Consider the following 24,839-nt stretch of genomic DNA (forward strand, 5'->3'; position numbering starts at 1 on the left):
TCTCGCACGGATGATAGCCAAAGCACGAATTTTGTGGAACCGTCTCTGCGACAAATAACAGCGGGGGAGCGGGCATGACAATGGACGAGGCACGGACAAAACTTGCCGCCATTCCCATGCTGGCCGGCTATAACGGGACGCTGGAGCGGCTTGGCGGCCTCACCAACCTGGTTTTCAAGGCCGGGGACTTCTGCCTGCGCATTCCAGGCAAAGGCACCGAGGAATATATCAACCGCGCCAATGAGGCGGTGGCGGCGCGCGAAGCGGCTAAGGCAGGTGTCAGCCCCGAGGTGCTGCATGTCGATCCGGGCACCGGCGTGATGGTGACGCGCTTCATCGCCGGCGCCGTAACCATGTCGCCGGAAAAATTCAGGGTTCGGCCGGGCAGCCCGGCGCGTGCGGGAGCGGCCTTCCGCAAGCTGCATTCGTCCGGTGCGGTGTTTCCGTTCCGTTTCGAACTGTTCGCGATGATCGATGACTATCTGAAGGTGCTGTCGACCAAGGAGGTCGCCCTGCCCGCCGGCTATCACGACGTGGTGCGCGAGGCCGGTGGCGTGCGCGCGGCGCTGTCGGCCCACCCGCTGCCCGTCGTCGCCTGTCATTGCGACCCGCTGTGCGAGAATTTTCTCGATGCGGGTGACAGGATGTGGATCGTCGACTGGGAATATTCAGGAATGAACGATCCGCTCTGGGATCTTGGCGACCTCTCCGTCGAAGGCAAGTTCGATGCCGCGCAGGACGAGGAGATGATCCGCGCCTATTTCGGCGGCGAGGCGAAACCGGCGGAGCGAGGGCGCATCGTCATCTACAAGGCGATGTGCGACCTGTTGTGGACGCTGTGGGGACTGATCCAACTCGCCAATCACAATCCTGTCGACGATTTTCGGGCCTATGCCGACGGCCGCTTCGCGCGCTGCAAGGCGCTGATGGAGACGCCGGAATTTTCGCGGCACCTGGCAACGATCCGCGAGGGCTAATTCACACCCTTCGGCACGTTTTCAGGCGGCACCGTCGTGTCGACCACTTTCTGGCGGTGGAAGATGAACAGGCCAGCCAGCACGACGATGCCCGAGCCGATGAGGATGCGCGGGCCGGGAACGTCGCCGAAGAACGCCAGCCCGAAGACCACCGCCCATAGAAGCAGCGTGTAGTGCAGCGGCGCCAGCGTCGAGGCCGGCGCCAGCTTGAGCGCCCGCGTGATCATCAGATGGGCGCCGCAGGAGACGATGCCGAGCAGCAGCATGGCGCCGAAATCGAGCGCCGACGGCGTCTGCCAGGCGCCGATGGTCAGGGCGCCGCCGACCACTAGCGTGCCGATGGTCTGCCATGTCACCAGATTGGTGTCGCTGGTGCCGCGCAAGCGCCGGTTGAGGATAATGGCGAAGGCGAAGGCAACGCTGCCCGCCAGCGCGAAGCCCGACGACAGCGAGAAAGCCGCCGAGGAGGGCTTGAGCATGATCAGCACGCCGCAGAAGCCGAGCAGGATCGCCATCCAGCGGCGCCAGCCGACCTTCTCGCCAAGCAGGAGATGCGAGAGTGCCGCCACATAGATCGGCCCGGCCATATAGAAGCTCATCACATCCGCAAGCGGCAGATAGACGACGGCGGCATAGAAGAGCCCGGTATCGAGCGTGGTCATGATGACGCGCAGGACCTGCAATTCGGGCCTTTCCATGCGGAACAGCTTGGCGGCGCCCTGGTGGGCGATCATCGGACCGAGCACGAAAAACGCGCCGATCGACCTGATCAGAACCACCTGGCCGACGGAAAAGCTGGCGACCAGCCATTTGCCCATGGCGTCGTTGAGCGCAAACAGGAAGTCGCCGGCCAGCATCAGCAGAATGCCGGCCAGAAGCACGTTCCTGATTGTGGTATTCTGCGCCACGGGTTGCGTCATGCCGATCCCTTGCCTGTCCAAGCCGCGTCGTAGACGGAAGCGGCCGCTTTGACGAGGAGAAATCCGGGAATCGGCAAGGCCAGCGCCGGGAATCGGCTGGGTCTAGGACGATGTGTGCCGCCGGTTCACCAGTGCCGGCCTGCCGGGGATGGCAAGCCGGGTGTCCTGCCTGGTTCGTTCCGCCACCACTTTGCCCCTGGCGATGACGCAAATGCGTTCAGGGCGCAGGCGAATGGCCTCGACCGGATTGCCAGCGTCGAGGACGACCAGGCTGGCGCGCTTGCCGACGGCGAGGCCTAGATGATCGAGCCCCATGATGGCGGCATTGACGTTGGTGACCATGTCGAAACAGCGCGCCATGTCGGCAGGGCTCGACATCTGGGCGACGTGAAGCCCCATGAAGGCGACGTCGAGCATGTCGGCGGTGCCCAGCGAATACCAGGGATCGAGCACGCAATCCTGGCCCCAGCCGACGCGGATGCCCAGCGCCAGCATCTCCTTGACCCGCGTCATGCCGCGGCGCTTGGGAAACGTGTCGTGGCGCCCCTGCAGCATGATGTTGATCAAAGGATTGGGGATGACGGAGACGCCCGCCTCGGCGATCAGCGGCAGGAGTTTCGAGACGTAGTAATTGTCCATGGAATGCATCGAAGTAAGATGCGAGCCGGCCACCTTGCCCTGAAGGCCGAGACGCTGCGTCTCATAGGCCAGTTGCTCGATGTGACGCGACAGCGGGTCGTCGGTCTCGTCGCAATGCAGGTCGACCATCAGGCCGCGTTTTGCCGCGATCTCGCAAAGCTCGGTCACCGAGCGGGTGCCGTCGGCCATGGTGCGCTCGAAATGCGGAATGCCGCCGACGATATCGACACCCAGATCCAGCGCGCGGATGGTGTTTTCCCGTGCACCGGGCGAGCGGTAGAGCCCATCCTGCGGAAAGGCGACCAATTGCAGGTCGATATAGGGCGCCACCGTCTTCTTGACATCGAGCAGCGCCTCGACCGCCAGCAGCCTGTCGTCGCAAACGTCGACATGGGTGCGGATGGCGAGCAATCCCATCGACACCGCCCAGTCGCAATAGGCGAGCGCGCGATGGCGCACCGCTTCATGCGTCAGAAGCGGCTTCAGTTCGCTCCACAGAGCAATGCCTTCAAGCAGCGTGCCCGAGGCGTTTATCCGCGGAATGCCGTAGGAAAGCGTCGCATCCATATGGAAGTGCGGGTCGACGAACGGCGCAGAGACCAGATTGCCCCGCGCGTCAATCGTCGTGCCGGCGTTGCCATCGAGCTTCGGCTCGATCGTCGCGATCGTCTCGCCGACGATGCCGATGTCGGCAACCCTGCCGTCAGGCAATGTGCCGCCGCGAACGATAAGGTCGAAATCCATCTGTGTCGTCCCCGAAGAATCAGCACCTGTCGGCTGCCGCCGTGATCGCGGCGGGCGAAAAATCTTGCCACGTGGCGCCGCCCCTCATCCGCCTGCCGGCACCTTCTCCCCGTATAGAGACGGGGAGAAGGGAGATGCTGCGACCTCGCCGCCATTTTTGCAACGTCTACAATTGGCGAAATCTTTGGTTATAGCCCTTTCTCCCCGTCACTTACGGGGAGAAATGTCCGGCAGGACAATGAGGGGCAGCACGAACCTGGCCGATTCGAGCGCTATTCCGGAACGTGCCTCACCGCACCCTTGTCGGCGCTGGTGGCGAAGGCGGCGTAGGCGCGCAATGCGGTCGTCACCTTGCGCTTGCGTTTTTCTTCGGGCTTCCAGGCCAGGGCACCCTTGGCCGCCATCGCCGCCCGGCGGCTGGCGAGCTCCTCATCGCTCACGGCGAGGCGGATCGAGCGGTTGGGGATGTCGATCTCAATCGTGTCGCCTTCCCGCACCAGCCCGATCGTGCCGCCTTCGGCGGCTTCCGGCGAGACATGGCCGATCGAGAGCCCCGACGTGCCGCCGGAGAAGCGCCCGTCGGTGATCAGCGCGCAAGCCTTGCCCAAGCCCTTCGATTTCAAATAGCTGGTCGGATAGAGCATTTCCTGCATGCCGGGGCCGCCGCGCGGTCCTTCATAGCGGATGACGACGACGTCGCCGGCCTTGATCTCATTCGACAGGATCGCCTTGACCGAGGCATCCTGGCTTTCGAACACCCGCGCCGGGCCGGTGAATTTCAGGATCGACTCGTCGACGCCGGCCGTCTTCACGATGCAGCCGTCGAGCGCCAGGTTGCCCTTGAGCACGGCAAGGCCGCCGTCTTTGGAAAAAGGTGTCTTCGCCGAGCGGATAACGCCCGTCTCGCGGTCCAGATCGAGCTCGTCCCAGCGGCGGTCCTGACTGAAGGCGACCTGCGTCGGCACGCCGCCGGGCGCGGCGAGGAAGAAATCTCGCACGTTCTGGCTTGAGGTGCGCGAAATATCCCAATGATCGAGCGCCTCGCCGAGGCTTGATGTGTGCACGGTCGGCAGGTCGCGGTTGATCAGTCCGGCTTGGTCGAGCTGGCCGAGGATCGCCATGATGCCGCCGGCGCGGTGGACGTCCTCCATGTGCACGTCGGACTTGGCCGGCGCCACCTTGCACAGCACGGGCACCCGCCGCGACAGCCGGTCGATATCCTCCATGGTGAAGTCGACCTCACCCTCATGCGCCGCGGCCAGGATGTGCAGCACGGTGTTGGTCGAGCCACCCATCGCGATGTCGAGCGTCATGGCGTTCTCGAACGCGCCCTTTGAAGCGATGCTGCGCGGCAGCGCCGTCTCGTCGTCCTGCTCGTAATAGCGTTGGGCGAGATCGACGATCAAGTGTCCGGCCTCGACGAACAGCCGCTTGCGGTCGGCGTGCGTCGCTAGTGTCGAACCGTTGCCCGGCAGCGACAGGCCGAGCGCTTCGGTCAGGCAGTTCATCGAATTGGCGGTGAACATGCCCGAGCAGGAACCGCAGGTCGGGCAGGCGGAGCGCTCGATGACCTTGACGTCCTCGTCGGAGATCTTGTCGTCGGCGGCGGCGACCATGGCGTCGACCAGGTCGAGCGCCTGCGCCTTTCCGGCGAGCACCACCTTGCCCGCTTCCATCGGCCCGCCGGAGACGAAGACGGTCGGGATGTTGAGGCGCAGCGAGGCCATCAGCATGCCGGGCGTGATCTTGTCGCAATTGGAGATACAGACCATGGCGTCGGCGCAGTGGGCGTTGACCATGTACTCGACGGAATCGGCGATCAGCTCGCGCGACGGCAGCGAATAGAGCATGCCGTCATGGCCCATGGCGATGCCGTCATCGACGGCGATGGTGTTGAATTCCTTGGCGACGCCGCCGGCCTTCTCGATCTCGCGCGCGACCAGCTGGCCGAGATCCTTCAGGTGGACGTGGCCCGGCACGAACTGGGTAAAGGAGTTGACCACCGCGATGATCGGCTTGCCGAAATCGCTGTCCTTCATGCCGGTGGCGCGCCAGAGGCCGCGGGCGCCGGCCATGTTGCGGCCATGGGTGGTGGTGCGGGAGCGATAGGCAGGCATGAACTTTCCTTAGCTGGCTGGCTGCGCCCGATGCGGAGCGTCGCGGCCCTGAATATGGATCGCAGGCGTTATAGACCGGCAATTATTGTCTGGCCACATTTTTGCAATGCGCCAGATTCTCCAGAAAAATTCAGAGTTTGCGAAAAAAGATGGCCTTCCGTGTCGGATCGCCTACCGGGCGCCCGTCCTTGGATCAACGGCAAGGGAGTGGGACCATTTTCTCAGACAGCCGTTCCATTGTAGCAGCAAGAAGCAACCGAGGAGCACGACATGCAAAAGATCACCACCTGCCTGTGGTTCGATGGACAGGCCGAAGAGGCGATGAACCACTATGTCTCCATCTTCAAGAATTCGAAGGTGCTGAGCGTCATGCGTTGGCCCAAGGGCCACGCCGATGAAGGCAAAGTGCTGCTGACCACGTTCGAGCTCGACGGCGTGCCGTTCCAGGCGCTCAACGGCGGACCGCAATTCAAGTTCAACGAGGCGATGTCGCAGTCGATCGACTGCAAGACGCAGGAAGAGGTCGACTATTTCTGGGAGAGGCTCACCGAGGGCGGCGAGCCCGGCCCGTGCAGCTGGCTGAAGGACAAGTTCGGCGTCTCCTGGCAAGTCGTGCCGGAACAGCTGCCGCGCCTGCTCCAGGATCCGGACCGGGAAAAGGCCGGCCGGGTGATGAGTGCGATGATGAAGATGGGCAAGATCGACATCGCCAAGATCGAAGAGGCGGCGAAGGGGTGAGAAGTGGTCCGCGTAGCGGACGGAAAGCCAATTGCTGGGCTTTCCGAGCTTCGAACGCCCTGAGCCTGCGAAGGGCAGGGCTGTCCATTGATTTTTGAGGCCGGCGCTGCCCCTCATCCGCCCTTCGGGCACCTTCTCCCCGTGAGCGGGGAGAAGGGAAGACCGCGCCTCAAGCCGCCTTGTCGCGGACCTGGTAGTCCTTGATCGTGGCGAAGCGGATCGCCTTCCAGCGCTCGGCCTCGTAATTCAGCGAGAAGGCGTGCTGGGCGAGGAACACCGGGTCGTTATCGAGATCGCGGGCAATGTCGCCGCGATGGGCTTCGATGAAGCGTTGCACTTCCGTCTTGTCGTCAGCCGAGATCCAGCGGCAGACTGAAAAACGCGACATCTCGAATTCGACCGGCAGCGTGTATTCGAAGTTCAGCCGCTCCTTCAGCACGTCGAGCTGCAGCGCACCGACGACGCCGACGATGGCCGGCGAGCCGTCCTCGGGCGAAAACAGCTGCACGACGCCCTCCTCGGCCATCTGGTGCAGCGCCTCCTTCAGCTTCTTGGCCTTCATCGCATCGCCGAGGCGCACACGACGCAGGATTTCCGGGGCGAAGTTCGGCACGCCGCGGAACAGGATTTCCTCGCCCTCGGTCAGCGTGTCGCCGATGCGCAGCGTGCCGTGGTTGGGGATGCCGACGACGTCGCCGGCAAAGGCCTCGTCGGCGGTGACGCGGGTGCGGGCGAAGAAGAATTGCGGCGCAGACAGGCTCATCGGCTTGCCGGTGCGCACCAGCTTGGCCTTCATGCCGCGCTCGAGCTTGCCCGAGCAGACGCGCACGAAGGCGATGCGGTCGCGGTGGTTGGGATCCATGTTGGCCTGGATCTTGAAAACGAAGGAGGTCATCTTCTCCTCGGTCGCCTCCACCATCCGGGTGTCGGCATCCTGCGCGCGCGGCGGCGGCCCGAAAGCGCCGAGCGCCTCGATCAGGTCGCGCACGCCGTAATTGCGCAGCGCCGAGCCGAAATAGACCGGCGTCAGATGGCCCTCGCGAAAGGCGTCGATGTCGAGCGGACGGCAGGCTTCGCGCGCGAGTTCCAGCTCCTCGATGAAGGCCTCGCGCTCGTTTTCCGGCAACAGGCCGGCGACGCGGTTGGAATCGGGACCGTTGACCGGAGTGCGTTCCTTCTCGTCATCGCCCTTGCGCACGGCGTTCAGCGCCAGGTGGTAAGTGCCCGAAAACGTCCTGCCGCGGCCGATCGGCCAGGTGATGGGCGCGGTATCGAGCGCCAGCTTCTGCTCGATTTCGTCCAGTATCTCGAAGGGATCGCGGCTCTCGCGGTCCATCTTGTTGACGAAGGTGATGATCGGGATGTCGCGCAGCCGGCAGACCTCGAACAGCTTCAGCGTGCGCGGTTCGATGCCCTTGGCGGCGTCAATGACCATGACCGCCGAGTCGACCGCCGACAGCGTGCGGTAGGTGTCGTCGGCGAAATCCTCGTGGCCGGGCGTGTCGAGCAGATTGAAGACGTTGTCCTCATACTCGAACGTCATCACCGAGGTGACGACCGAAATGCCGCGTTCGCGCTCGATCTTCATCCAGTCCGACCGGGTCTGGATGCGGTCCTTCTTGGCCTTGACCTCGCCGGCAAGCTGGATGGCGCCACCGAAGAGCAGCAGCTTTTCGGTGAGCGTCGTCTTGCCGGCGTCCGGGTGGGCGATGATCGCGAAAGTACGGCGGCGCGATACCGCCTGTTCGATGTCTTCAGCCAATTTATGGAATCCTGTCTGTGGCGCGGGCTTCTAGCAGCGCTTTCCCGGCCTGTCGAACAGATTTGCCCGGATTGGTCCGCCGGCTCTTGAGATAGGGACGACGCGATGGCATCAGAAGACCTGTTCGATGGAGATCCTGCATGAGCAAGAAAGTGATCGTCATCGGCGCCGGCATCATCGGCGCCTCGATCGCCTGGCACCTGGCCAAGGCGGGCGCGCAGGTGACGGTCATTGCCGACAGCGCTGCCGGCGGCGTGGCGACGCCGAACTCGTTTGCCTGGATCAATGCCAGCTGGGGCAATCCGGAATCGTATTTCTGGCTGCGCATCCGCTCCATGGCGGAATGGTCGCGGCTGGCGCAGGACCTGCCCGGCCTTCCGCTCGCCTGGTGCGGCGGGCTGTGCTGGGACTTGCCGGCGGACAAATTGGAGGCCTATGCGGCGGAGCATTCGTCCTGGGGTTATGGCATCAGGCGGGTCGACCGCGCCGGCGCGGTCGGCATCGAGCCCAATCTCGCCGGGCTTCCCGACTTTGCCTTACATGTCGCCGAGGAGGGTGTCGCCGAGCCGGTCGCGGCGACGAACGCGCTGCTGGCCGACGCCGAACGGCGCGGTGCGCGCTTCGTCTCCAGCACGGTTACGGCGTTGGTCCAAACCGGCGGCAGGACGACGGGCGTGGACACGTCGCATGGGCTGTTTGCAGCCGACGAGGTGGTGATCGCGGCCGGCGCCGGCTCGCCGGAGATTGCCGCGACGGCCGGCATAAGGCTACCGATCGAAATGCCGCCCGGCCTGATCGTCTATTCGCGACCTTACAGAAAATTGCTCAACGGTCTGGTGCTGGCCGAGCGGCTGCACATGCGCCAGACGGCGCAAGGCCGCATCATCGCCGGGTCTGATTTTGGCGGTGCCGACCCGGGGATGGATGCGGCGGCGACGGCGCGCGAGCTGTTTGCGGCGGTGCAAGCCATGCTGCGCGGCGGCGATGGCCTGGAACTCGATTTCCATACGGTCGGTTACCGGCCGACGCCGATCGACGGCTTCCCGATCATCGGCCGCGCCGAGGGCATGGACGGCCTCTACATCGCGGTCACGCATTCCGGCATCACGCTGGCGCCGGCGGTCGGCTTGTTCGCGGCGCGCGAAATCCTCGACGGCGAGCGCGATCCGCTGCTGGCGTCCTATGGATTGGGTCGGTTCGCTCAATAGCTTGGTGGACGGCTCTCTACGGCAATTCGCGCCGCGAGGAGGCTACCCGGCCAGCGCCAGCTTCGCCGGGGCCGGCGCAAACGGCTGAATATTCACGCCATCCCTGGTCATGGTGACGAAGCTCGATGGCGGGATCGCCTGCCAGTCGCCGCCTTCACGGTCGAAGGGTTCGGAGACGATGCAGCGGCCGCCGCCCTTGGCGGCGGTATAGAGGGTGGGCGCGTGGTCATCCGTGGCGTAGCGGACCGCGTGGAGCGCCTGCCCGTCGGAAAAGGCGGCCGTCAGCTTCAGCGCCGGCTCGATGCCGGCACGCCGCGAAGCCTCCAGCACGCGGCTGGTGGCACAAGCGACGGCGCCTTGCGGATCGGCGGCCAACCCTTCATCGATCATCAGGAGAAAAAACAGCTCGGAATCGGTGGTGCCCTCGCGCTGGTCGAAGACGGCGTCGGACAGCGAATTTTCCAGCGCGCGGCGGATCTTCTCGAAGCCGCCGATCTGGCCGTTGTGCATGAACGACCAAGGGCCCGAGATGAAGGGATGGCAATTCATGCGGCTGGTGGCGCCGCCGGTCGAGGCGCGCACATGGGCGAGAAACAATCCGGATTTGATCTGTCGGCACAAGCTCTTCAGATTGGGATCGGACCAGGCCGGCAGGATGTCGCGGTAGAGGCCGGGCTCGGACCGGTCGCCATACCAGGCAAGGCCGAAACCATCGCCATTGGTCGGCGACTTGGCTTCCTCGGCGCAATGGCTCTGGGCGATCAGCGAGTGGCAGGGCGCCGTGAGGATGTCTTCGAGGAAGACCGCTTCACCGAGATAGGCCGCCCACCGGCACATCGCTTCTTCCGTTCCTAGGCGCGGTCCGGAAGGGCCTTGGGCTCCTTGACCGCGTGCGAACCTCTGTTGTGCGTCCGCTCGTAAAGTTCGCGGACGATTCGGCTGGCGGTAGTCTCGAACAGAAATGGCAAGAAAGCGTGAACGAGGGCGGCCCCGGCGGCCGTCAGCAGGCGCGAGGAAAACCAGGCGGCAAAGGCCATGTGACCGAAATAGGTTTCGCCGACCTTGGCCGGATGGGAGGTGAAAATCCGTGCGACCGACATGTTGCTTCCCCTTCAGCGCTTCAAGTTCTCGATAGGGGTATCCTGGCACGGTTCGTCGGTTCATCGGTCTCAAAATGTCCTTGTATTTTGCTTGTTCGTGGGACAAACATCCCACATGGCCATCGAAATCGACGAAATCGATCGGAAATTGCTCGCCGAATTGCAACGCGACGGCACGTTGTCGGTCGACCAGCTGTCGGAGCGGGTGGCGTTGTCGCGCAACGCCTGCTGGCGACGCGTCAAGCGGCTGGAGGAGGATGGCGTCATCACCGGCCGGGTGGCGTTGGTCGATGCCGAGAAGCTCGGGCTCGGCCTCTCCGTGTTCATCCTGGTTCGGACCTCAAATCATGATCCCGAGTGGTTGCAGAAATTCCGGGCGGCGGTGACCGGGTTTTCCGAGATCACGGGAGTCTACCGCATGTCCGGCGACCTCGACTATGTCTTGCGCGCCCGCGTCGCCGACGTGAAGGCCTATGACCGGCTCTACCAGCGGCTGATCGCCAAGGTGGCGCTGTCGGACGTTTCGGCGTCCTTCGTGATGGAGGAGATCAAGGAGACGACGGTGGTGCCGATGGAAGTGCGCTAAGGGTTGGCTCCGGCCATAGTGATGCCCGAAAGAAAGCCGTTGATAGGGTCGCGGGCGAATTGACCGAATCGGCAATCGCGCCGATAGGATCGATTTTATGCGCGCAGCCATCCAAAATTCCTCCGTCATCGGTCCGACCGTCGGCTTCGTAAGGTTACCGCATGCGGAAGGACTCCCCCTCCCTGCCTATGAAAGCCCCGGCGCCGCCGGCATGGACCTGCGCGCGGCGGTGCCCGACGATCGGCCGCTGCTGATCCTGCCGGGAAAACGTGCGCTGGTGCCGACCGGACTGATCCTGGAAATTCCTGAAGGCATGGAAGGCCAGGTGCGGCCGCGCTCCGGCCTTGCCTTCAAACACGGGCTGACCGTCCTCAACACGCCGGGCACGATCGACAGCGACTATCGCGGCGAGGTGAAGGTGCTGCTGGTCAATCTCGGCGACGAGGATTTTGCGGTGACGCGCGGCATGCGCATCGCCCAGATGGTGTTCGCCGCGGTGACGCAGGCGGGCGTCGAAGAGCGCGCCCTGGCCGGCGGCACGGCGCGCGGTTCGGGCGGGTTCGGCTCGACCGGCACGGCCTGATGAACATACCGAAACTTGTCATCTTCGACTGCGACGGGATTCTGGTCGATACCGAGAACCTGGCCAACCGGCGTCTCGCCGAATGGCTGAGCGAAGCCGGGTATCCCACCAGCTTTGAATATTGCCGCAAGAACTTCTCCGGCCGCAGCATGGTCTCAGTGCAGAAGCAGATCGAAGAAGAGACCAGCGTCAGGCTCGGCGCAGACTTCGTCGAGCGCTGGAATGCAGGGCTGCCGGACCTGTTCGCCCATGGGGTCGAGGCGATTCCCTATGTCCGGGAGTTCGTCGAGGCTGTGCGCGCGGCCGGCATCGCCTATTGCGTCGCCACCTCGGCCAGGGTGTCGAAAATGCACATCACGCTTGGCCAGACCGGCCTGCTGCCGCTGTTCGAACATGCGATGTTTTCCTCGACCATGGTCGCGCGCGGCAAGCCGTTTCCGGACCTGTTCCTGCATGCGGCCAAGACGATGGGCTTTGCGCCTGCCGACTGCATTGTCATCGAGGACAGCGTCGCCGGCACGCAGGCCGGCATCGCCGCCGGCATGCGGGTATTTTCCTATCATGGCGATCCCTACAGCGACCGTGACGGCTTGATGCGAGCCGGCGGCATCCTGTTCGACGACATGCGCACACTGGCCGGACTGGTGCCGATCCACTGATCGGCGCCGTTCTGACGGGGTTGCATGGACGCGCCGGACGAATTGTCAGCAGAGAACGCGAAACGCTTCTGAGCCAACTGCATTCGTTTGCCCGGGCAAGGCGGGCAAGCTAAAATCCGCGCCATCGCACTCAACACGATGGGGGAACTTCCATGGACAAGGGCAAGATCTTTCGCGACCTGCATGCCTCGACCTTCGTCATGCCCAACCCTTGGGACGTCGGCACGACGAAGCTGCTTGGATCCTTCGGTTTCAAGGCGCTGGCGACGACCAGCGCCGGTTTCGCCTTCTCGCGCGGCCTGCCGGACGGCGCGGTGACCTTCGACCAGATGATCCATCATTGCCGCGAGGTGACGGCGGCAACCGAGCTGCCGGTTTCGGCCGACCTGGAACGCGGCAAGGGCGACAGCGCCGAGCAGGCCGCCGAAACCATCTTCGCGGCTGAAGCCGCCGGCCTTGCCGGCTGCTCGATCGAGGACCACACCGGCGACCCGAACAAGCCGATCTATGATTTTTCGCACGCGGTGGAGCGCGTCGCGGCGGCGGCGGAAGCGGCTCGCGCGCTGAAGCGTGATTTCGTCTTCACCGCGCGGGCGGAAAACTTCCTCTGGGGCAAGTCCGACCTCGACGACACCATCAAGCGGCTGCAGGCATTCGAGAAGGCGGGCGCCGACGTGCTCTACGCGCCGGGCATCGGCGACGTCGAGATGGTGCGCACGGTCTGCTCGGCGGTGAGCAAGCCGGTCAACGTCATGGCAAGGCCCGACTTCACCGTTGCCGATCTGACCGCTGCCGGGGCAAAGCGCGTTTCGCTTGGGCCGTGGCTCACCAACTTCGCCTATGGCATGCTGGAAACGGCGGCGCGCGAGATCCAGCAGGACGGCACGTTCGGCTTCGCCCGCGCCGCCATGCCCTTCGGCAAGTTGCAGGCGCTGTTTGGCAAATCGGGATAAGCGGGCCGAACACATGACGCTGACCGTCGTCGACATGCACACCGGCGGCGAGCCGCTGAGGATCGTCACCGGGGGTTATCCCGATATCCCGAAGGGCACGATCCTGGAAAAGCGCGCCCATGTGCGCGACCATTTCGATCATCTCCGGAAAATCCTGATGTTCGAGCCGCGCGGCCATTACGACATGTACGGCGCGCTGCTGGTCGAGCCCGATTTGCCGGGCGCCGACCTTGCCGTGCTGTTCATGCACAATGAGGGCTATTCGACTATGTGCGGCCACGCCATCGTCGCGCTCGGCCGCTATGCCGTCGACGAAGGGCTGGTGACCAAGCGGGAACCGGTGACGATGGTCAACATCGAGGCGCCCTGCGGCATGGTGATTGCCTCGGTCGAGGTGCGCGACGGCAAGGCAGGTGCTGTGTCGTTCGAAAGCGTGCCGGCTTTCTTGTTCGCACGCGACCGCAAGATCGAGCTGCCCGGCTACGGCGCGATCGGCTTCGACATCGCCTATGGCGGCGCCTTCTATGCCCTGGCCGACTGTCACCAGTTCGGATTGGAATTCGGCCGCGATCGGGTGCGCGATTTCGTCGATGCGGCGACGGCGCTGTCCGAAAGGCTGAAGCAGGAATTCCACCTGTCGCACCCCGACCATGCCGACCTCGCCTTTCTCTACGGCACCATTTTGACGGACGGGCGGGATACGTTTTCGGGTGAGCCGACGAAAAACGTCTGCGTCTTCGCCGAGGCGCAGGTCGACCGGTCGCCGACCGGCTCCGGCGTCACCGCCCGGCTGGCGGCGATGCATGCCAAGGGCGAGATCGCAACAGGCCAGACACGCACTTTCGAGAGCATCGCCGGCTCGCGCTTTTCCGGCGCGGTGGCGCGGACGGCGAAAGCCGGACCGCATGAAGCGATCATCGCCCGCGTCGGCGGCCGCGCCTACTATTGCGGCCGGGCGGAATTCATCGTCGAGCCCGACGACGAACTGGGGCGCGGCTTTCTGCTGCGGTAGGGACTGGCGCATCAACGGGACGGCTTGCTCCCCCGATCGGGCCGGGCCGAGATCGCCTTGTGCAGATGCACCATCATGGCTGCGGCGAAGAGCGGCGTCGCCAGGTTGAGCACCGGCACGGCAAGGAAGGCCGCTATCACCAGGCCGGCGAGAAAGACCGTCCCGGCATGGTGCCGGCGCAAGGCCCTGGCCTCTTCTTCCGGACGGAAGCGCATAGCGGCGAATTCGAAGAACTCGCGCCCAAGCAGGTAGCCGTTGACGATGAAAAAGGCGGCGATGTTGATGCCCGGCACCAGCAGGAGCAGCAGGGCAACGATGTTGCCCAAAACGACGACGCCGAAGAACTTTATCGCCAACACCAGCGAGCGCAGCGCCGGCATGGCGCGGCCGGGCGGATCGCCGGGATAGTCGGTACGCTCCACCACTTCGGCGACATCGTCGAGGAACAGCCCGGCGACGACAGCCGTGACCGGCGCGACGAGCAGCGCCATGCCGAAGGCAAGCGCGATGGCCGCGATGATGCCGCCCAGCCAACCGGCCCAGGACGGCAGGCCGGGAAAGAGTGTGTGCAGCCATGGCAGCGCCAGCCACTCGACGAGGCTGGTCAGCCCGAACCACAGGCCGACCAGAGCAAGCACAGTCAGGCCTAACGTCTTGAGGAAGACGGCGCGCAATTCGGGCGAGAACAACTGGCCGGCGGCGGCGCGGGCGGCGCTGGAGATCACGGTGCTTCCTCGCTTCGACGGATTGCCCCTGGGAGGATAGGCAGCAGGTTCGCCGGTCACAAGCTCTATTGCCTGCCGTGGGTCAAGGCGGTCGTTTCAGGTTTCGAACTCTCCGCATCACCCCTCTTGCGAGCGCCGGCGCCGCCCCTCACTGTCCTGCAGGACATCTCTCCCCGTAGAACGGGGAGAGAGGAGCTGGCGGCAACCCCGGTGCCTCCATCGCAACGTAGTGATTGGCGAAATCAGTGATGACAGCGCCCTTCTCCCCATCACTTACGGGGAGTTGGAGGAGCGGTCCGCGAAGCGGACGAAAAGCCAACTGCTTGGCTTTTCGAGTGACGAACGCCGGCAGGCGGATGAGGGGCGGCGCTACCTCGACAATCGGAGCCATTTGGTCTGAGGCGATTGCCCTGTCTGCCTATTGTGCGAGCGCCGGCTTGCGGGTGGGAATGGTCATGGCCGCGACGCCGGCGACGACGAAGGCCATGCCGAGCCAGGCCGTCGAACCCAGGCTTTCGCCAAGGAAAACGGCGCCGATGCCGACGCCGATCGGCACGCGCAGATAGGCCTGCGAGGTCGTGCCGACCGAGCCCAGCGTGTGGATCAGGCGGAAATAGATGACGAAGGCCAGCGCGGTCGAAAACACCGACAGGCCGAGCAAGGCCAGGATCGACGCCGTCGACGGCGCCAAGGTCCAGGGCTGGTCGACGGCGAGGCTGAGCGGCACCAGGATGACGGCGCCGCAGAGCATCGAGCCGGCGGCGGGCAGCATCGGGTCGAGGCCCTTGAAGCCTCGGCCGAAGATCGCCGCCCCCGCATAGCAGACCGTTGCAAGGACGATGGCAAGCTGCGCCCAAAGTTCATGGCCGAGACCGCCCAGCGCCTGTGTGCCCACGATGAGGCAGATGCCGGCAATGCCGGCGCCGACGCCGATCAGTTTGCGCAGCGTCACCGGTTCATGGCGGGTGATGAGCGCGGTCAACAGGAAGGTGAAGATAGGCGACGTCGCGTTGAGGATGGTGGCGAGGCCGGCATCCACCGAGCGCTCGGCGGCGGCGATCAGGGTGAACGGGATGACGCTGTTGAGGCACGCCTGGAAGGCGAAACGACGCCAGCTCGCTGCATCGCCCGGCATGGCGAGCCCGCGCCAGCGGATGATGGCCAGCAGGATCGCGCCCGCGATCAAGGTGCGGGCGGCGATGAACGTCACCGGTGGGATCGTCTCGACGCCGATCTTGATGAACGTATAGGAGGCGCCCCAAAGCACCGCCAGGAGGGCGAGCAGCGCCAGATCGGTGTTCATGTCGTTTCTTGCAGGCATGGGTTTGCCGCCTTCGGGCCGGGATCGAACGGCCCTTTTTAGGCAAAGCCGCGGTGAAATGCTTCGGCCACGACCGAATTGTCGTAGCGCCTAGGCGTCAGGCGATATGAACATGGCCTAGGCAAACCGGTTGCAAATCGCTAGACCCGCGCCCGGCCGGCATGGCAAGAAGCCGGCGCGGATTTTGGCGGAGACATTGATGCCGGACTATGACGTGCTTTGCATCGGCAATGCGATTGTCGACATCATCGCCCAGTGCGAAGAGGAATTCCTGGAGACCAATGGCATCATCAAGGGCGCGATGAACCTCATCGACACGCACCGCGCCGAGCTACTCTACAGCCGCATGGGCCCGGCGATCGAGGCGTCCGGTGGCAGCGCGGGCAACACGGCGGCCGGCGTTGCCTCCTTCGGCGGCCGCGCCGCCTTCTTCGGCAAGGTTTCCAACGATGCTTTGGGCGAAATCTATGCCCACGACATCCACGCCCAGGGCGTCGCCTTCGACACCAAGCCGCTTCAGGGCGAGCCGCCGACGGCGCGCTCGATGATCTTCGTCACCCCCGACGGCGAGCGCTCGATGAACACCTATCTCGGCGCCTGCGTCGAGCTCGGGCCGGAGGACGTCGAGGCCGACAAGGCGTCGGGCGCCAAGGTCACCTATTTCGAGGGTTATCTGTGGGATCCGCCCCGCGCCAAGGAGGCGATCCGGCAGACGGCCAAGCTGGCGCACGCGGCGGGCCGCGAAGTGTCGATGACCTTGTCGGATTCGTTCTGCGTCGACCGCTACCGCGACGAGTTCCTCGACCTGATGCGCTCGGGCACCGTGGACATCGTCTTCGCCAACAGCCACGAGATCAAGTCGCTCTACCAGACCTCGTCCTTCGACGAGGCGCTGGCCCGGATCCGGAAGGACTGCAAAGTCGCCGCCGTGACGCGTTCGGAAAAAGGCTCCGTCATCGCGCGCGGCGACGAGACCGTCGTCATCCAGGCGACCGCCATCAAGGAGCTGGTCGACACGACGGGCGCCGGCGACCTCTATGCCGCGGGTTTCCTGCATGGCTATACGCAGGGCCGCGACCTCAAGACCTGCGGCGATCTCGGCTCACTGGCGGCCGGCCTGGTGATCCAGCAGATCGGGCCGAGGCCAAGGCAGAATCTGCGTCGCGAGGCCGAACTGGCGGGGCTGCTGTAGGGGGGCGGTGAAGCTGCCGATCTCCCCCCTCGTGGGGGAGATGGCCGGCAGGCCAGAGGGGGGCGCTGTCCCGCTGGCATATCCAGGGTTCTACACTGCCGCCAAGCCCGAAATGAACGGCATGAGCGTACTGTCATGTCGGGGCGCCAGTTCGAAGAGTATGGGCACGCGGAAGGGAACCACCGCAACCTAGCGATCCTTCGCGCGCCCCTCTGCCCTGCCGGGCATCTCCCCCACGAGGGGGGAGATCGGCAGCTTCACCGTCGCGCGGCTGTCACACATCGCACCTACACGCAATCTGGGCGCCCTTTGACTGACATTTGGGCGCCCTCAACCAGTTGGGGTGCCAAGATGCAAGAAAGCAAGCTGTCGGGCGGCCGGATTTGTTGCCGCCGCGATTTCCGCTTTCCACATTAGAAATTCAGCAACGGGCGCAGTCGGGGAGGAGCGCTCGCGGCCAGAAGACAGATGCATGAACAGATTTCACATAACCGGTCTTAAACAAGACGACTTCGCGGACATGGTCGCGGAGAAAGTCGAGCGGGCGCTCGCCCACTATGACGAGGCCATCAACAAACCCACCATGGTCTCGGTTGGCAAGATCGCCGGCAGCATAGCGTCAGCCGTCACCTTGCTATCGCCGACGCATCAGCGCGCCATCGATGCCATTCATGCCGACCTTCCGGGGCTGGCGTCGAAATTCGTGCGTGCGCTGGCCGCGGAAGCCGCGCGCCGCAGCGAAGCCGGCTCCGCGGGCGCCACAAATCCGTCGGCGGGTTTCGACGGCCCCGCCTCCCCGCTTCCGCGCACCCAGTCCGACGATCTCGAATCGATGCTGATCGAAGACTGGGCCGGGCGGGTCTCCGGTTCGACCTATCTGGAGGAACACCTGCGCATTGCCCGCTCGACCCTGCACCGCTGGCAAAGGCGGGGCGAGGTGGTCGCCTTGCGCAAGGGCGGCCGCAAGCACGTCTTCCCGCTGGCGCAGTTCGTGGACGGCAGGCCGGTGGCGGGCATTCGAGACGTGCTGTCGTTGATCGGCAATCCGAGGCTGGCATGGCTGTGGCTGACCCGCCCCTCGGCGCTGCTCGACGAGCGCATTCCCATCGACCTGCTGCGGCAAGACCAGGTCAAGGAGGTCGTCGAGGCGGCGCGGGTGTTTTCCGCGGGTTAAGCAGATCCGCCGCAGCTTTCGCATCCGACGCGCGGACCTTCCTCAGGTCCCCGCCGTGTAGGCCGCGATGGCCGCCATGTTGACGATATCGCTGTCCTTGGCGTTCAGCGAGACGATCTGCACCGGCTTGTTCAGCCCGACCAGCAGCGGGCCGATGACCGTCGAGCCGCCGAGCTCCTGCAGCATCTTGGTGGAGATCGAGGCGGAGTGGAAGGCCGGCATGATCAGCACATTGGCCGGGCCGGTCAGCCTCATGAACGGGTATTGCGCCATGGCACGGGCGTTGAGCGCGACGTCGGCGGCCATCTCGCCGTCATACTCGAAATCGACGCGGCGCTTGTCGAGGATGCGCACGGCTTCCTGGATGCGCTCGGAGCGCTCGCCGTGGGGATGGCCGAAGGTGGAATAGGCGAGCATGGCGAGCCTCGGCTCATAGCCCATGCGGCGGGCAAAGCCTGCCGCCTCCTCGGCGATGTCGGCGATCTGCTCGGCGTTCGGCATGTCGTGCACGGCTGTGTCGGCGACGATCACAGTGCGGCCGCGCGCCAAAACGATCGACACGCCGATGACGCGGTGGCCGGGCTTGGCGTCGATGACGCGCCTGACATCGTCGAGCGCGGTGGAATAGTTGCGGGTGACGCCGGTGACGATGCCGTCGGCATCCCCCAGCGCCACCATGCAGGCGGCGAAATGGTTGCGGTCGTTGTTGATCAGGCGCTGGCAGTCGCGGAACAGGAAGCCTTTGCGCTGCATGCGCTCGTAGAGATAATCGGTATAGACCGAATTGCGGCGCGACAGGCGAGCATTGATGATCTCCAGCCCCTGCTTGTCGAGGTCGATGCCGGCGTGCCTGGCGTTCTCCTTGATGACGTCGTCGCGGCCGAGCAGGATGGCGGTGCCGAGCCGCTGGTTCACATAGGAGACGGCGGCGCGCATCACTTGCTCCTCCTCGCCCTCGGCGAAGACGATGCGCTTGGGCTGGCGGCGCACACGGTCATAGATGCGCTGCAAGGTCGAGGCGATCGGATCACGGCGGGCCGACAGCTCCTGCGCGTAGCGGTCGAGATCGAGGATCGGCTTGCGGGCGACGCCAGAATCCATCGCCGCCCTGGCGACGGCCAGCGGAATGGCCGAAATCAGGCGCGGATCGAACGGCACCGGGATGATGTAGTTGGGGCCGAATTTCGGCCGGTTGCCCTGGTAGGCTGCGGCGACGTCGTCGGGCACGTCCTTGCGTGCCAGGTCGGCAAGCGCACGCGCGGCGGCGATCTTCATGTCGTCATTGATGGTGGTGGCCCGCACATCCAGCGCGCCGCGGAAAATATAGGGGAAGCCGAGCACGTTGTTGACCTGATTGGGATAATCCGAACGCCCGGTCGCCATGATGGCGTCGGTGCGGATCTCCGCCACTTCCTCGGGCGTGATCTCGGGATCGGGGTTGGCCATGGCGAAGATGATCGGGTTCTTGGCCATGGAACGCACCATGGCGGTGGTCAGCGCGCCCTTGGCGGAAAGGCCGAGGAAGACGTCGGCGCCGTCCAGCGCCTCGGCCAGCGACCGCGCATCGGTCTTGACCGCATGCGCCGACTTCCACTGGTTCATGCCTTCGGTGCGGCCCTGGAAGACCACGCCCTTGGTGTCGCACAGGATGATGTTTTCGGGCGCAAAGCCCATCGCCTTCATCAGCTCGATACAGGCGATGCCGGCCGCACCGGCGCCGTTGCAGACCATCCTGGTGGTCTTCATGTCGCGGCCGGTGATCTCCAGCGCGTTGATCAGGCCGGCGGCCGAGATGATGGCGGTGCCGTGCTGGTCGTCGTGGAAGACCGGGATGTCCATCAGCTCGCGCAACCGCTGCTCGATGATGAAGCATTCCGGCGCCTTGATGTCCTCCAGGTTGATGCCGCCGAAGGAGGGCCCAAGGAAGCGCACGCAGTTGATGAACTCGTCGGCGTCCTCGGTGTCGACCTCGAGGTCGATGGAATCGACGTCGGCGAAGCGCTTGAACAGCACCGCCTTTCCCTCCATGACCGGCTTGGAGGCCAGCGCGCCGAGATTGCCCAAGCCCAGGATCGCGGTGCCGTTGGAGATGACGGCGACCATGTTGCCGCGCGACGTGTAGTCGAAGGCACGGCTGGGATCCTCCGCGATGGCCAGTACCGGCACGGCGACGCCAGGCGAATAGGCGAGGCTCAAATCGCGCTGCGTGGCCATCGGCTTGGTGGCGACGATCTCGAGCTTGCCGGGCCGCCCCATGGCGTGGAATTCGAGCGCTTCCTGCGCGCTGACGGACGGACCGCTGTTTTCGGTTTTCCTTGCCATGATGCTTTTGATTTCCTCGCCATGCGGCACCTCCTTGAGGCGGGTGCCTTGTGTGATTCCGAATTAAGACTACGCGCCGCCGCGTGTAAACCGCCAAGCGTTACCGAACTGGCGTCGGAAGGACGCATGGCGTTCAATGGTGGTTGATCTCCGTTCTTCCCCTGCTTTTCCAATGGCCGGCATTAAACCCCGCCGCCACATCTGCTAGCGTGAGCGCATGAACATGCACATTCAAAACGAACCGGACGCTCCCGAGGCGATCACGCCGGCAGCCGCTGGCGGCGTCACGCCGATGATGGAGCAGTTCATCGAGATCAAGGCGGCGAACCCGGATTCGCTGCTGTTCTACCGGATGGGCGATTTCTACGAGCTGTTCTTCGAGGATGCGGAGAAGGCGAGCCGGGCGCTCGGCATCGTGCTGACCAAGCGCGGCAAGCATCAGGGACACGACATCCCGATGTGCGGCGTGCCAGTGCATGCGGCGGACGACTATCTGCAGAAACTGATCGCGCAGGGTTTCCGCGTCGCCGTCTGCGAGCAGATCGAGGATCCGGCCGAAGCCAAGAAGCGCGGCTCCAAATCGGTGGTGCGCCGCGATGTGGTGCGGCTGGTGACGCCTGGCACCATCACCGAGGACAAATTGCTGGCGCCGTCGGAATCGAGTTTCCTGATGGCGCTGGGACGAGTGAAGGGCGGCGGCGATCCAAGAAGTGGGGAGCGCGGCGGCGCGACCGGGACCCAAGGAAGCTTTGCCCTGGCCTGGATCGACATTTCGACCGGGGCTTTCCGGGTCACAGACACCACCGCCGACCGGCTGCTGGCCGACATCTTCCGCGTCGATCCGCGCGAGCTGATCGTCGCCGATCCGGTGTTCCACGATCCCGAATTGCGACCGGTATTCGACATGCTCGGCCGCGTCGCCAACCCGCAGCCGCCGAGCCTGTTCGATTCGGCCTCGGCGGCCGCGCGCATCGCCCGCTTCTTCGAGGTGGCGACACCGGACAGCTTTGGTGCGTTTTCCCGTGCCGAGCTGTCGGCGATCTCGGGCGCCATCGCCTATGTCGAAAAGACGCAGAAGGCCGAGCGGCCGCCGCTGTCGCGCCCCGAGCGCGAGGAGGCCGGCTCGACCCTGTTCATCGACCCGGCGACGCGCGGCAACCTGGAACTCCTGCGCACGCTGTCGGGCAGCCGTGAAGGCTCATTGTTCAAGGCGATCGACCGCACGGTGACCGGCGGCGGCGCCAGGCTGCTCGCCGACCGGCTGATGGCGCCGCTGACCGATCCGGCGGCAATTGCCGCGCGGCTGGATTCGGTGTCGTTCTTCCGTTCCGAGACGCGGCTTTGCCAGACCGTGCGGGCGAGCCTGAAGAGCGTCGCCGACATGCCGCGCGCGTTGTCGCGGCTGGCGCTCAACCGCGGCGGCCCGCGCGACCTCGGCGCGCTGCGCGCCGGCTTCGAGGCGGCCGGCGCGATCGCGGAGGTCTTTGCCGCGACCGCCCTGCCCCAGGAATTGGCGGCGGCGCTCGCCGCCATCCGGGCGCTGCCGCACGCGCTTGCCGGGCATCTGACGCAGGCACTTGGCGAGGAACTGCCGCTGCTGAAGCGCGACGGCGGCTTCATCCGAGGCGGCTACAACGCCGAGCTCGACGAGATGCGGGCGCTGCGCGACGAGTCGCGAAAAGTGATCGCCGGGCTGGAGCGTTCGCTGATCGAGGAGACCGGCATTCGGTCCCTGAAGATCCGGCACAACAATGTGCTCGGCTACTACATCGAGGTGACCGCCAACCATCACGCGGTGATGACCGGCAGCGATGGCGCCAAGGCGCGCTTCATCCACCGCCAGACCATGGCCAACGCCATGCGCTTCACCACGACGGAGCTGGCGGAGCTGGAAACAAAGATCGCCAATGCCGCCGACCGGGCGCTGAGCATCGAGCTTGCCGCCTTCGACGCGCTGACGGCGGAAGCGGTCGGCGAAGCGGAGAAGATCCGCGCCGGGGCCGATGCGCTCGCCGTGCTGGACGTGTCGGCGGCGCTCGCGCTTTTGTCGGAAAGCGAGGCCTGGTGCCGGCCGCTGGTCGATGCCAGCCTTGCCTTCGAGATTTCGGGTGGGCGCCATCCCGTGGTCGAACAGGCGCTGCGGCGCTCGGGCGAAGGGCCGTTCGTGGCCAATGACTGCGACCTGTCGCCGGAGGGCCGCGCCAAGAACGGCGCGATCTGGCTGCTGACCGGCCCCAATATGGGCGGTAAATCGACATTCCTGCGGCAGAACGCGCTGATCGCCATCCTGGCCCAGACCGGCTCTTTCGTGCCGGCGACATCGGCTCATATCGGCGTCGTCGACCGCCTCTTTTCCCGCGTCGGCGCCTCGGACGATCTGGCGCGCGGCCGATCGACCTTCATGGTCGAGATGGTCGAGACGGCGGCGATCCTCAACCAGGCCGGCGAACGGGCGCTGGTAATCCTCGACGAGATCGGCCGCGGCACCGCCACGTTCGACGGCCTGTCGATCGCCTGGGCCGCGGTGGAATATCTGCACGAGAAGAACCGCTGCCGGGCGATCTTCGCCACGCATTTCCACGAAATGACCTCGCTTGCCGGCAAGCTGGCGCGGCTCCACAACGTCACCATGCGGGTCAAGGAATGGGAGAACGACGTCGTCTTCCTGCACGAGGTCGGCAAGGGCGCGGCCGACCGCTCCTACGGCATCCAGGTGGCGCGGCTGGCCGGCCTGCCGGAGGCGGTGGTGGACCGTGCCAAGGAAGTGCTGCACCAGCTCGAGGAAGGCGAGGTTTCGGGCAAGACCAACCGGCTGGTCGACGACCTGCCGCTGTTTTCCGTGGCGGTGAAGCGGGAAGCGCAGAAGCCGGTCAAGAGCGATGCGCTGGGCGTCGCACTCAGTGACATCAATCCCGATGAGATGACGCCGAGGGAAGCGCTGGAAGCGCTTTATCGGTTGAAGGGGTTGGCGGGGATGTAAATTGAACCTGCTGGCATGGCGGTATCGCCGAAACCGCCAATCTCCCCCCCTTGAGGGGGAGATGTCCGGCAGGACAGAGGGGGGGCCTCGTAGAGTGGCGGCCTTGATTAACTTGCCCTCTGGCGATGCTCGCCGGAGTATGCCAGCGCGGAAGCCGTCGTTGTAAAAATTGATGTGTTGGCGGGACAGCGCCCCCCTCTGCCCTGCCGGGCATCTCCCCCTCGAGGGGGGAGATTGGCAGCTTCACCGATAACGCTCAGATCATCTCCAGCCCGCGTTTGCGGCTCGGCGGCGGGAAGGCGCGGTCGAGGTCGGCGAGGTCCTCGCCTGTGAGCTCGATGTCGAGTGCCGCGACATTCTGGTGGACATGGTCCTGGCTGCTGGCCTTGGGAATGGCGATGACGCCATCCTGGTGCATCACCCAGGCCAGTGCGATTTGTGCCGCGGTCGCACCGTGGCGGTCTGCGACCGCGTCTAAACTGGCATTGCGCGCCAAGGCGCCCTGCTCGACCGGCGAATAGGCCATAAGAGGAATTCCGCGTTTCCGGCTCCAGGGCGCCAGATCGAACTCAAGGCCGCGCCGGACCAGATTGTAGAGCACCTGGTTGGTCTGGACGTTGCCGCCGTCGGGCAGGCCGACCAGCTCTTCCATCTCCCCGGTGTCGAAATTGCTGACGCCCCAGTGGCGGATCTTGCCGGCTTTCTTCAGCGCCTCGAAAGCTTCGACGGTTTCGGCCAGGGGCACGCTGCCCGGCCAATGCAGCAGATAAAGATCGATACGGTCGGTGGCGAGGCGCTTCAGGCTGTTTTCGCAGGCGCGCTGCACGCCGGCGCGCGAGGCGTTGGACGGCAGCACCTTCGAGACCAGGAAGACCTCGGCACGCTGCCCGGCAATGGCTTCGGCCACCACCTCCTCGGCGCCGCCGCTGGCGTACATTTCGGCGGTGTCGATCAGCTTGACGCCGAGATCGAGACCAAGCTTGAGGGCATTCACCTCCTCCGCGCGGCGGCGCGAATCCTCGCCCATTTTCCAGGTGCCCTGGCCGAGAACGGGGATGGCTTCGCCGCAGGGCAGCGTGGTGGTTCTGACGCTCGATGGCATGGCAGGCTCCAGTTGAGACGGGATC

Annotated in this window: 21 protein-coding genes; 11 read left to right on the forward strand and 10 right to left on the reverse strand. The window is 65.0% G+C overall.

The window, feature by feature from the left end:
- The first annotated feature begins 74 nt into the window (after window positions 1-74).
- Window positions 75-977: a phosphotransferase family protein gene (locus FJ426_RS01845; RefSeq protein ID WP_140559731.1), complete on the forward strand. Its 903-nt coding sequence runs from the start codon at window positions 75-77 to the stop codon at window positions 975-977.
- Here FJ426_RS01845 and FJ426_RS01850 read toward each other — a convergent pair.
- From FJ426_RS01850 to ilvD, 3 genes are all read right to left on the reverse strand, one after another.
- Entirely contained in the window at window positions 974-1,897 is a 924-nt protein-coding gene (locus FJ426_RS01850; RefSeq protein WP_140559732.1) for a DMT family transporter, read from the reverse strand. The genes FJ426_RS01845 and FJ426_RS01850 overlap by 4 nt on opposite strands.
- Window positions 1,898-1,999: 102 nt before the next feature.
- Window positions 2,000-3,280 (reverse strand): amidohydrolase family protein, encoded by a 1,281-nt coding sequence (locus tag FJ426_RS01855; RefSeq protein ID WP_140559733.1) that lies wholly within the window; start codon window positions 3,278-3,280, stop codon window positions 2,000-2,002.
- A gap of 272 nt (window positions 3,281-3,552) precedes the next feature.
- On the reverse strand, window positions 3,553-5,397 hold the full coding sequence (ilvD, locus tag FJ426_RS01865) for a dihydroxy-acid dehydratase (RefSeq protein WP_140559734.1): 1,845 nt from the start codon (window positions 5,395-5,397) through the stop codon (window positions 3,553-3,555).
- A 270-nt stretch (window positions 5,398-5,667) separates the two neighbouring features.
- Here ilvD and FJ426_RS01870 point away from each other — a divergent pair, with 270 nt between their 5' ends.
- A complete protein-coding gene (locus tag FJ426_RS01870) occupies window positions 5,668-6,135 on the forward strand; it encodes a VOC family protein (RefSeq protein ID WP_140497085.1) in 468 nt (155 codons plus the stop codon).
- A gap of 169 nt (window positions 6,136-6,304) precedes the next feature.
- On the opposite strand, the gene FJ426_RS01875 is transcribed toward FJ426_RS01870, so the two are convergent.
- Complete coding sequence (locus tag FJ426_RS01875) at window positions 6,305-7,897, reverse strand: peptide chain release factor 3 (protein WP_140550224.1); 1,593 nt, start codon at window positions 7,895-7,897, stop codon at window positions 6,305-6,307.
- Between the two features lie 140 nt (window positions 7,898-8,037).
- Between FJ426_RS01875 and FJ426_RS01880 the strand changes: the two genes are divergently transcribed.
- Window positions 8,038-9,105 (forward strand): FAD-binding oxidoreductase, encoded by a 1,068-nt coding sequence (locus FJ426_RS01880; RefSeq protein ID WP_140824716.1) that lies wholly within the window; start codon window positions 8,038-8,040, stop codon window positions 9,103-9,105.
- A gap of 42 nt (window positions 9,106-9,147) precedes the next feature.
- On the opposite strand, the gene FJ426_RS01885 is transcribed toward FJ426_RS01880, so the two are convergent.
- Entirely contained in the window at window positions 9,148-9,942 is a 795-nt protein-coding gene (locus FJ426_RS01885) for a class II glutamine amidotransferase (RefSeq protein WP_140559735.1), read from the reverse strand.
- 14 nt (window positions 9,943-9,956) lie between these two features.
- Window positions 9,957-10,205 (reverse strand): DUF6356 family protein, encoded by a 249-nt coding sequence (locus FJ426_RS01890; protein WP_140512988.1) that lies wholly within the window; start codon window positions 10,203-10,205, stop codon window positions 9,957-9,959.
- Window positions 10,206-10,320: 115 nt separating this feature from the next.
- Between FJ426_RS01890 and FJ426_RS01895 the strand changes: the two genes are divergently transcribed.
- The 5 genes from FJ426_RS01895 (at window position 10,321) to FJ426_RS01915 (ending at window position 13,998) form a co-directional block, all read left to right on the forward strand.
- Entirely contained in the window at window positions 10,321-10,791 is a 471-nt protein-coding gene (locus FJ426_RS01895) for an Lrp/AsnC family transcriptional regulator (RefSeq protein ID WP_140497095.1), read from the forward strand.
- A gap of 97 nt (window positions 10,792-10,888) precedes the next feature.
- Window positions 10,889-11,374, forward strand: coding sequence for a dUTP diphosphatase (gene dut, locus FJ426_RS01900; protein WP_140559736.1), 486 nt, complete (start codon window positions 10,889-10,891; stop codon window positions 11,372-11,374).
- Complete coding sequence (locus tag FJ426_RS01905; RefSeq protein ID WP_181167621.1) at window positions 11,374-12,033, forward strand: HAD family phosphatase; 660 nt, start codon at window positions 11,374-11,376, stop codon at window positions 12,031-12,033. The genes dut and FJ426_RS01905 overlap by 1 nt, the downstream gene beginning before the upstream one ends.
- 152 nt (window positions 12,034-12,185) lie before the next feature.
- Complete coding sequence (locus FJ426_RS01910) at window positions 12,186-12,986, forward strand: oxaloacetate decarboxylase (protein WP_140497101.1); 801 nt, start codon at window positions 12,186-12,188, stop codon at window positions 12,984-12,986.
- Between the two features lie 13 nt (window positions 12,987-12,999).
- On the forward strand, window positions 13,000-13,998 hold the full coding sequence (locus FJ426_RS01915; RefSeq protein WP_140497103.1) for a proline racemase family protein: 999 nt from the start codon (window positions 13,000-13,002) through the stop codon (window positions 13,996-13,998).
- Window positions 13,999-14,009: 11 nt separating this feature from the next.
- Here FJ426_RS01915 and FJ426_RS01920 read toward each other — a convergent pair whose 3' ends face one another.
- Both FJ426_RS01920 and FJ426_RS01925 read right to left on the reverse strand, forming a co-directional pair.
- Complete coding sequence (locus tag FJ426_RS01920; RefSeq protein WP_140497105.1) at window positions 14,010-14,723, reverse strand: sulfate transporter family protein; 714 nt, start codon at window positions 14,721-14,723, stop codon at window positions 14,010-14,012.
- A gap of 418 nt (window positions 14,724-15,141) precedes the next feature.
- Window positions 15,142-16,026 carry an EamA family transporter gene (locus FJ426_RS01925; protein ID WP_224705481.1) on the reverse strand — a complete coding sequence of 295 codons (885 nt, stop codon included), beginning with the start codon at window positions 16,024-16,026 and terminating at the stop codon, window positions 15,142-15,144.
- 217 nt (window positions 16,027-16,243) lie between these two features.
- On the opposite strand from FJ426_RS01925, the gene FJ426_RS01930 reads away from it, so the two are divergent.
- Complete coding sequence (locus tag FJ426_RS01930; protein ID WP_140497109.1) at window positions 16,244-17,236, forward strand: adenosine kinase; 993 nt, start codon at window positions 16,244-16,246, stop codon at window positions 17,234-17,236.
- Between the two features lie 472 nt (window positions 17,237-17,708).
- Entirely contained in the window at window positions 17,709-18,410 is a 702-nt protein-coding gene (locus FJ426_RS01940) for a hypothetical protein (protein ID WP_140559737.1), read from the forward strand.
- A gap of 42 nt (window positions 18,411-18,452) precedes the next feature.
- Here FJ426_RS01940 and FJ426_RS01945 read toward each other — a convergent pair whose 3' ends face one another.
- Window positions 18,453-20,732, reverse strand: a complete 2,280-nt coding sequence (locus tag FJ426_RS01945) for an NADP-dependent malic enzyme (protein ID WP_140497115.1) — start codon at window positions 20,730-20,732, stop codon at window positions 18,453-18,455.
- Window positions 20,733-20,949: 217 nt separating this feature from the next.
- On the opposite strand from FJ426_RS01945, the gene mutS reads away from it, so the two are divergent.
- The gene (gene mutS, locus FJ426_RS01950) at window positions 20,950-23,712 is read left to right on the forward strand and encodes a DNA mismatch repair protein MutS (protein WP_140556839.1); all 2,763 of its coding nucleotides are present in this window, start codon (window positions 20,950-20,952) and stop codon (window positions 23,710-23,712) included.
- Between the two features lie 256 nt (window positions 23,713-23,968).
- Here the strand turns inward: mutS and FJ426_RS01955 are convergent, their stop codons facing one another.
- Window positions 23,969-24,814, reverse strand: coding sequence for an aldo/keto reductase (locus FJ426_RS01955; RefSeq protein ID WP_140559738.1), 846 nt, complete (start codon window positions 24,812-24,814; stop codon window positions 23,969-23,971).
- Between the last annotated feature and the right edge of the window lie 25 nt (window positions 24,815-24,839).

This window comes from Mesorhizobium sp. B2-6-4 (assembly GCF_006441495.1).
In the GTDB taxonomy this organism is placed as follows: domain Bacteria; phylum Pseudomonadota; class Alphaproteobacteria; order Rhizobiales; family Rhizobiaceae; genus Mesorhizobium.

What these genes read in the sequence shown, in the direction of transcription:
- FJ426_RS01885 (WP_140559735.1), bottom strand. Translation starts at nt 9,942, where the DNA reads ATGTGCCGGTGGGCGGCCTATCTCGGTGAAGCGGTCTTCCTCGAAGAC.
- FJ426_RS01850 (WP_140559732.1), bottom strand. Translation starts at nt 1,897, where the DNA reads ATGACGCAACCCGTGGCGCAGAATACCACAATCAGGAACGTGCTTCTG.
- FJ426_RS01940 (WP_140559737.1), top strand. Translation starts at nt 17,709, where the DNA reads ATGAACAGATTTCACATAACCGGTCTTAAACAAGACGACTTCGCGGAC.
- FJ426_RS01945 (WP_140497115.1), bottom strand. Translation starts at nt 20,732, where the DNA reads ATGGCAAGGAAAACCGAAAACAGCGGTCCGTCCGTCAGCGCGCAGGAA.
- FJ426_RS01895 (WP_140497095.1), top strand. Translation starts at nt 10,321, where the DNA reads ATGGCCATCGAAATCGACGAAATCGATCGGAAATTGCTCGCCGAATTG.
- FJ426_RS01925 (WP_224705481.1), bottom strand. Translation starts at nt 16,026, where the DNA reads ATGAACACCGATCTGGCGCTGCTCGCCCTCCTGGCGGTGCTTTGGGGC.
- mutS (WP_140556839.1), top strand. Translation starts at nt 20,950, where the DNA reads ATGAACATGCACATTCAAAACGAACCGGACGCTCCCGAGGCGATCACG.
- FJ426_RS01870 (WP_140497085.1), top strand. Translation starts at nt 5,668, where the DNA reads ATGCAAAAGATCACCACCTGCCTGTGGTTCGATGGACAGGCCGAAGAG.
- FJ426_RS01890 (WP_140512988.1), bottom strand. Translation starts at nt 10,205, where the DNA reads ATGTCGGTCGCACGGATTTTCACCTCCCATCCGGCCAAGGTCGGCGAA.
- FJ426_RS01930 (WP_140497109.1), top strand. Translation starts at nt 16,244, where the DNA reads ATGCCGGACTATGACGTGCTTTGCATCGGCAATGCGATTGTCGACATC.
- FJ426_RS01910 (WP_140497101.1), top strand. Translation starts at nt 12,186, where the DNA reads ATGGACAAGGGCAAGATCTTTCGCGACCTGCATGCCTCGACCTTCGTC.
- FJ426_RS01905 (WP_181167621.1), top strand. Translation starts at nt 11,374, where the DNA reads ATGAACATACCGAAACTTGTCATCTTCGACTGCGACGGGATTCTGGTC.
- FJ426_RS01855 (WP_140559733.1), bottom strand. Translation starts at nt 3,280, where the DNA reads ATGGATTTCGACCTTATCGTTCGCGGCGGCACATTGCCTGACGGCAGG.
- FJ426_RS01955 (WP_140559738.1), bottom strand. Translation starts at nt 24,814, where the DNA reads ATGCCATCGAGCGTCAGAACCACCACGCTGCCCTGCGGCGAAGCCATC.
- FJ426_RS01915 (WP_140497103.1), top strand. Translation starts at nt 13,000, where the DNA reads ATGACGCTGACCGTCGTCGACATGCACACCGGCGGCGAGCCGCTGAGG.
- dut (WP_140559736.1), top strand. Translation starts at nt 10,889, where the DNA reads ATGCGCGCAGCCATCCAAAATTCCTCCGTCATCGGTCCGACCGTCGGC.
- ilvD (WP_140559734.1), bottom strand. Translation starts at nt 5,397, where the DNA reads ATGCCTGCCTATCGCTCCCGCACCACCACCCATGGCCGCAACATGGCC.
- FJ426_RS01880 (WP_140824716.1), top strand. Translation starts at nt 8,038, where the DNA reads ATGAGCAAGAAAGTGATCGTCATCGGCGCCGGCATCATCGGCGCCTCG.
- FJ426_RS01845 (WP_140559731.1), top strand. Translation starts at nt 75, where the DNA reads ATGACAATGGACGAGGCACGGACAAAACTTGCCGCCATTCCCATGCTG.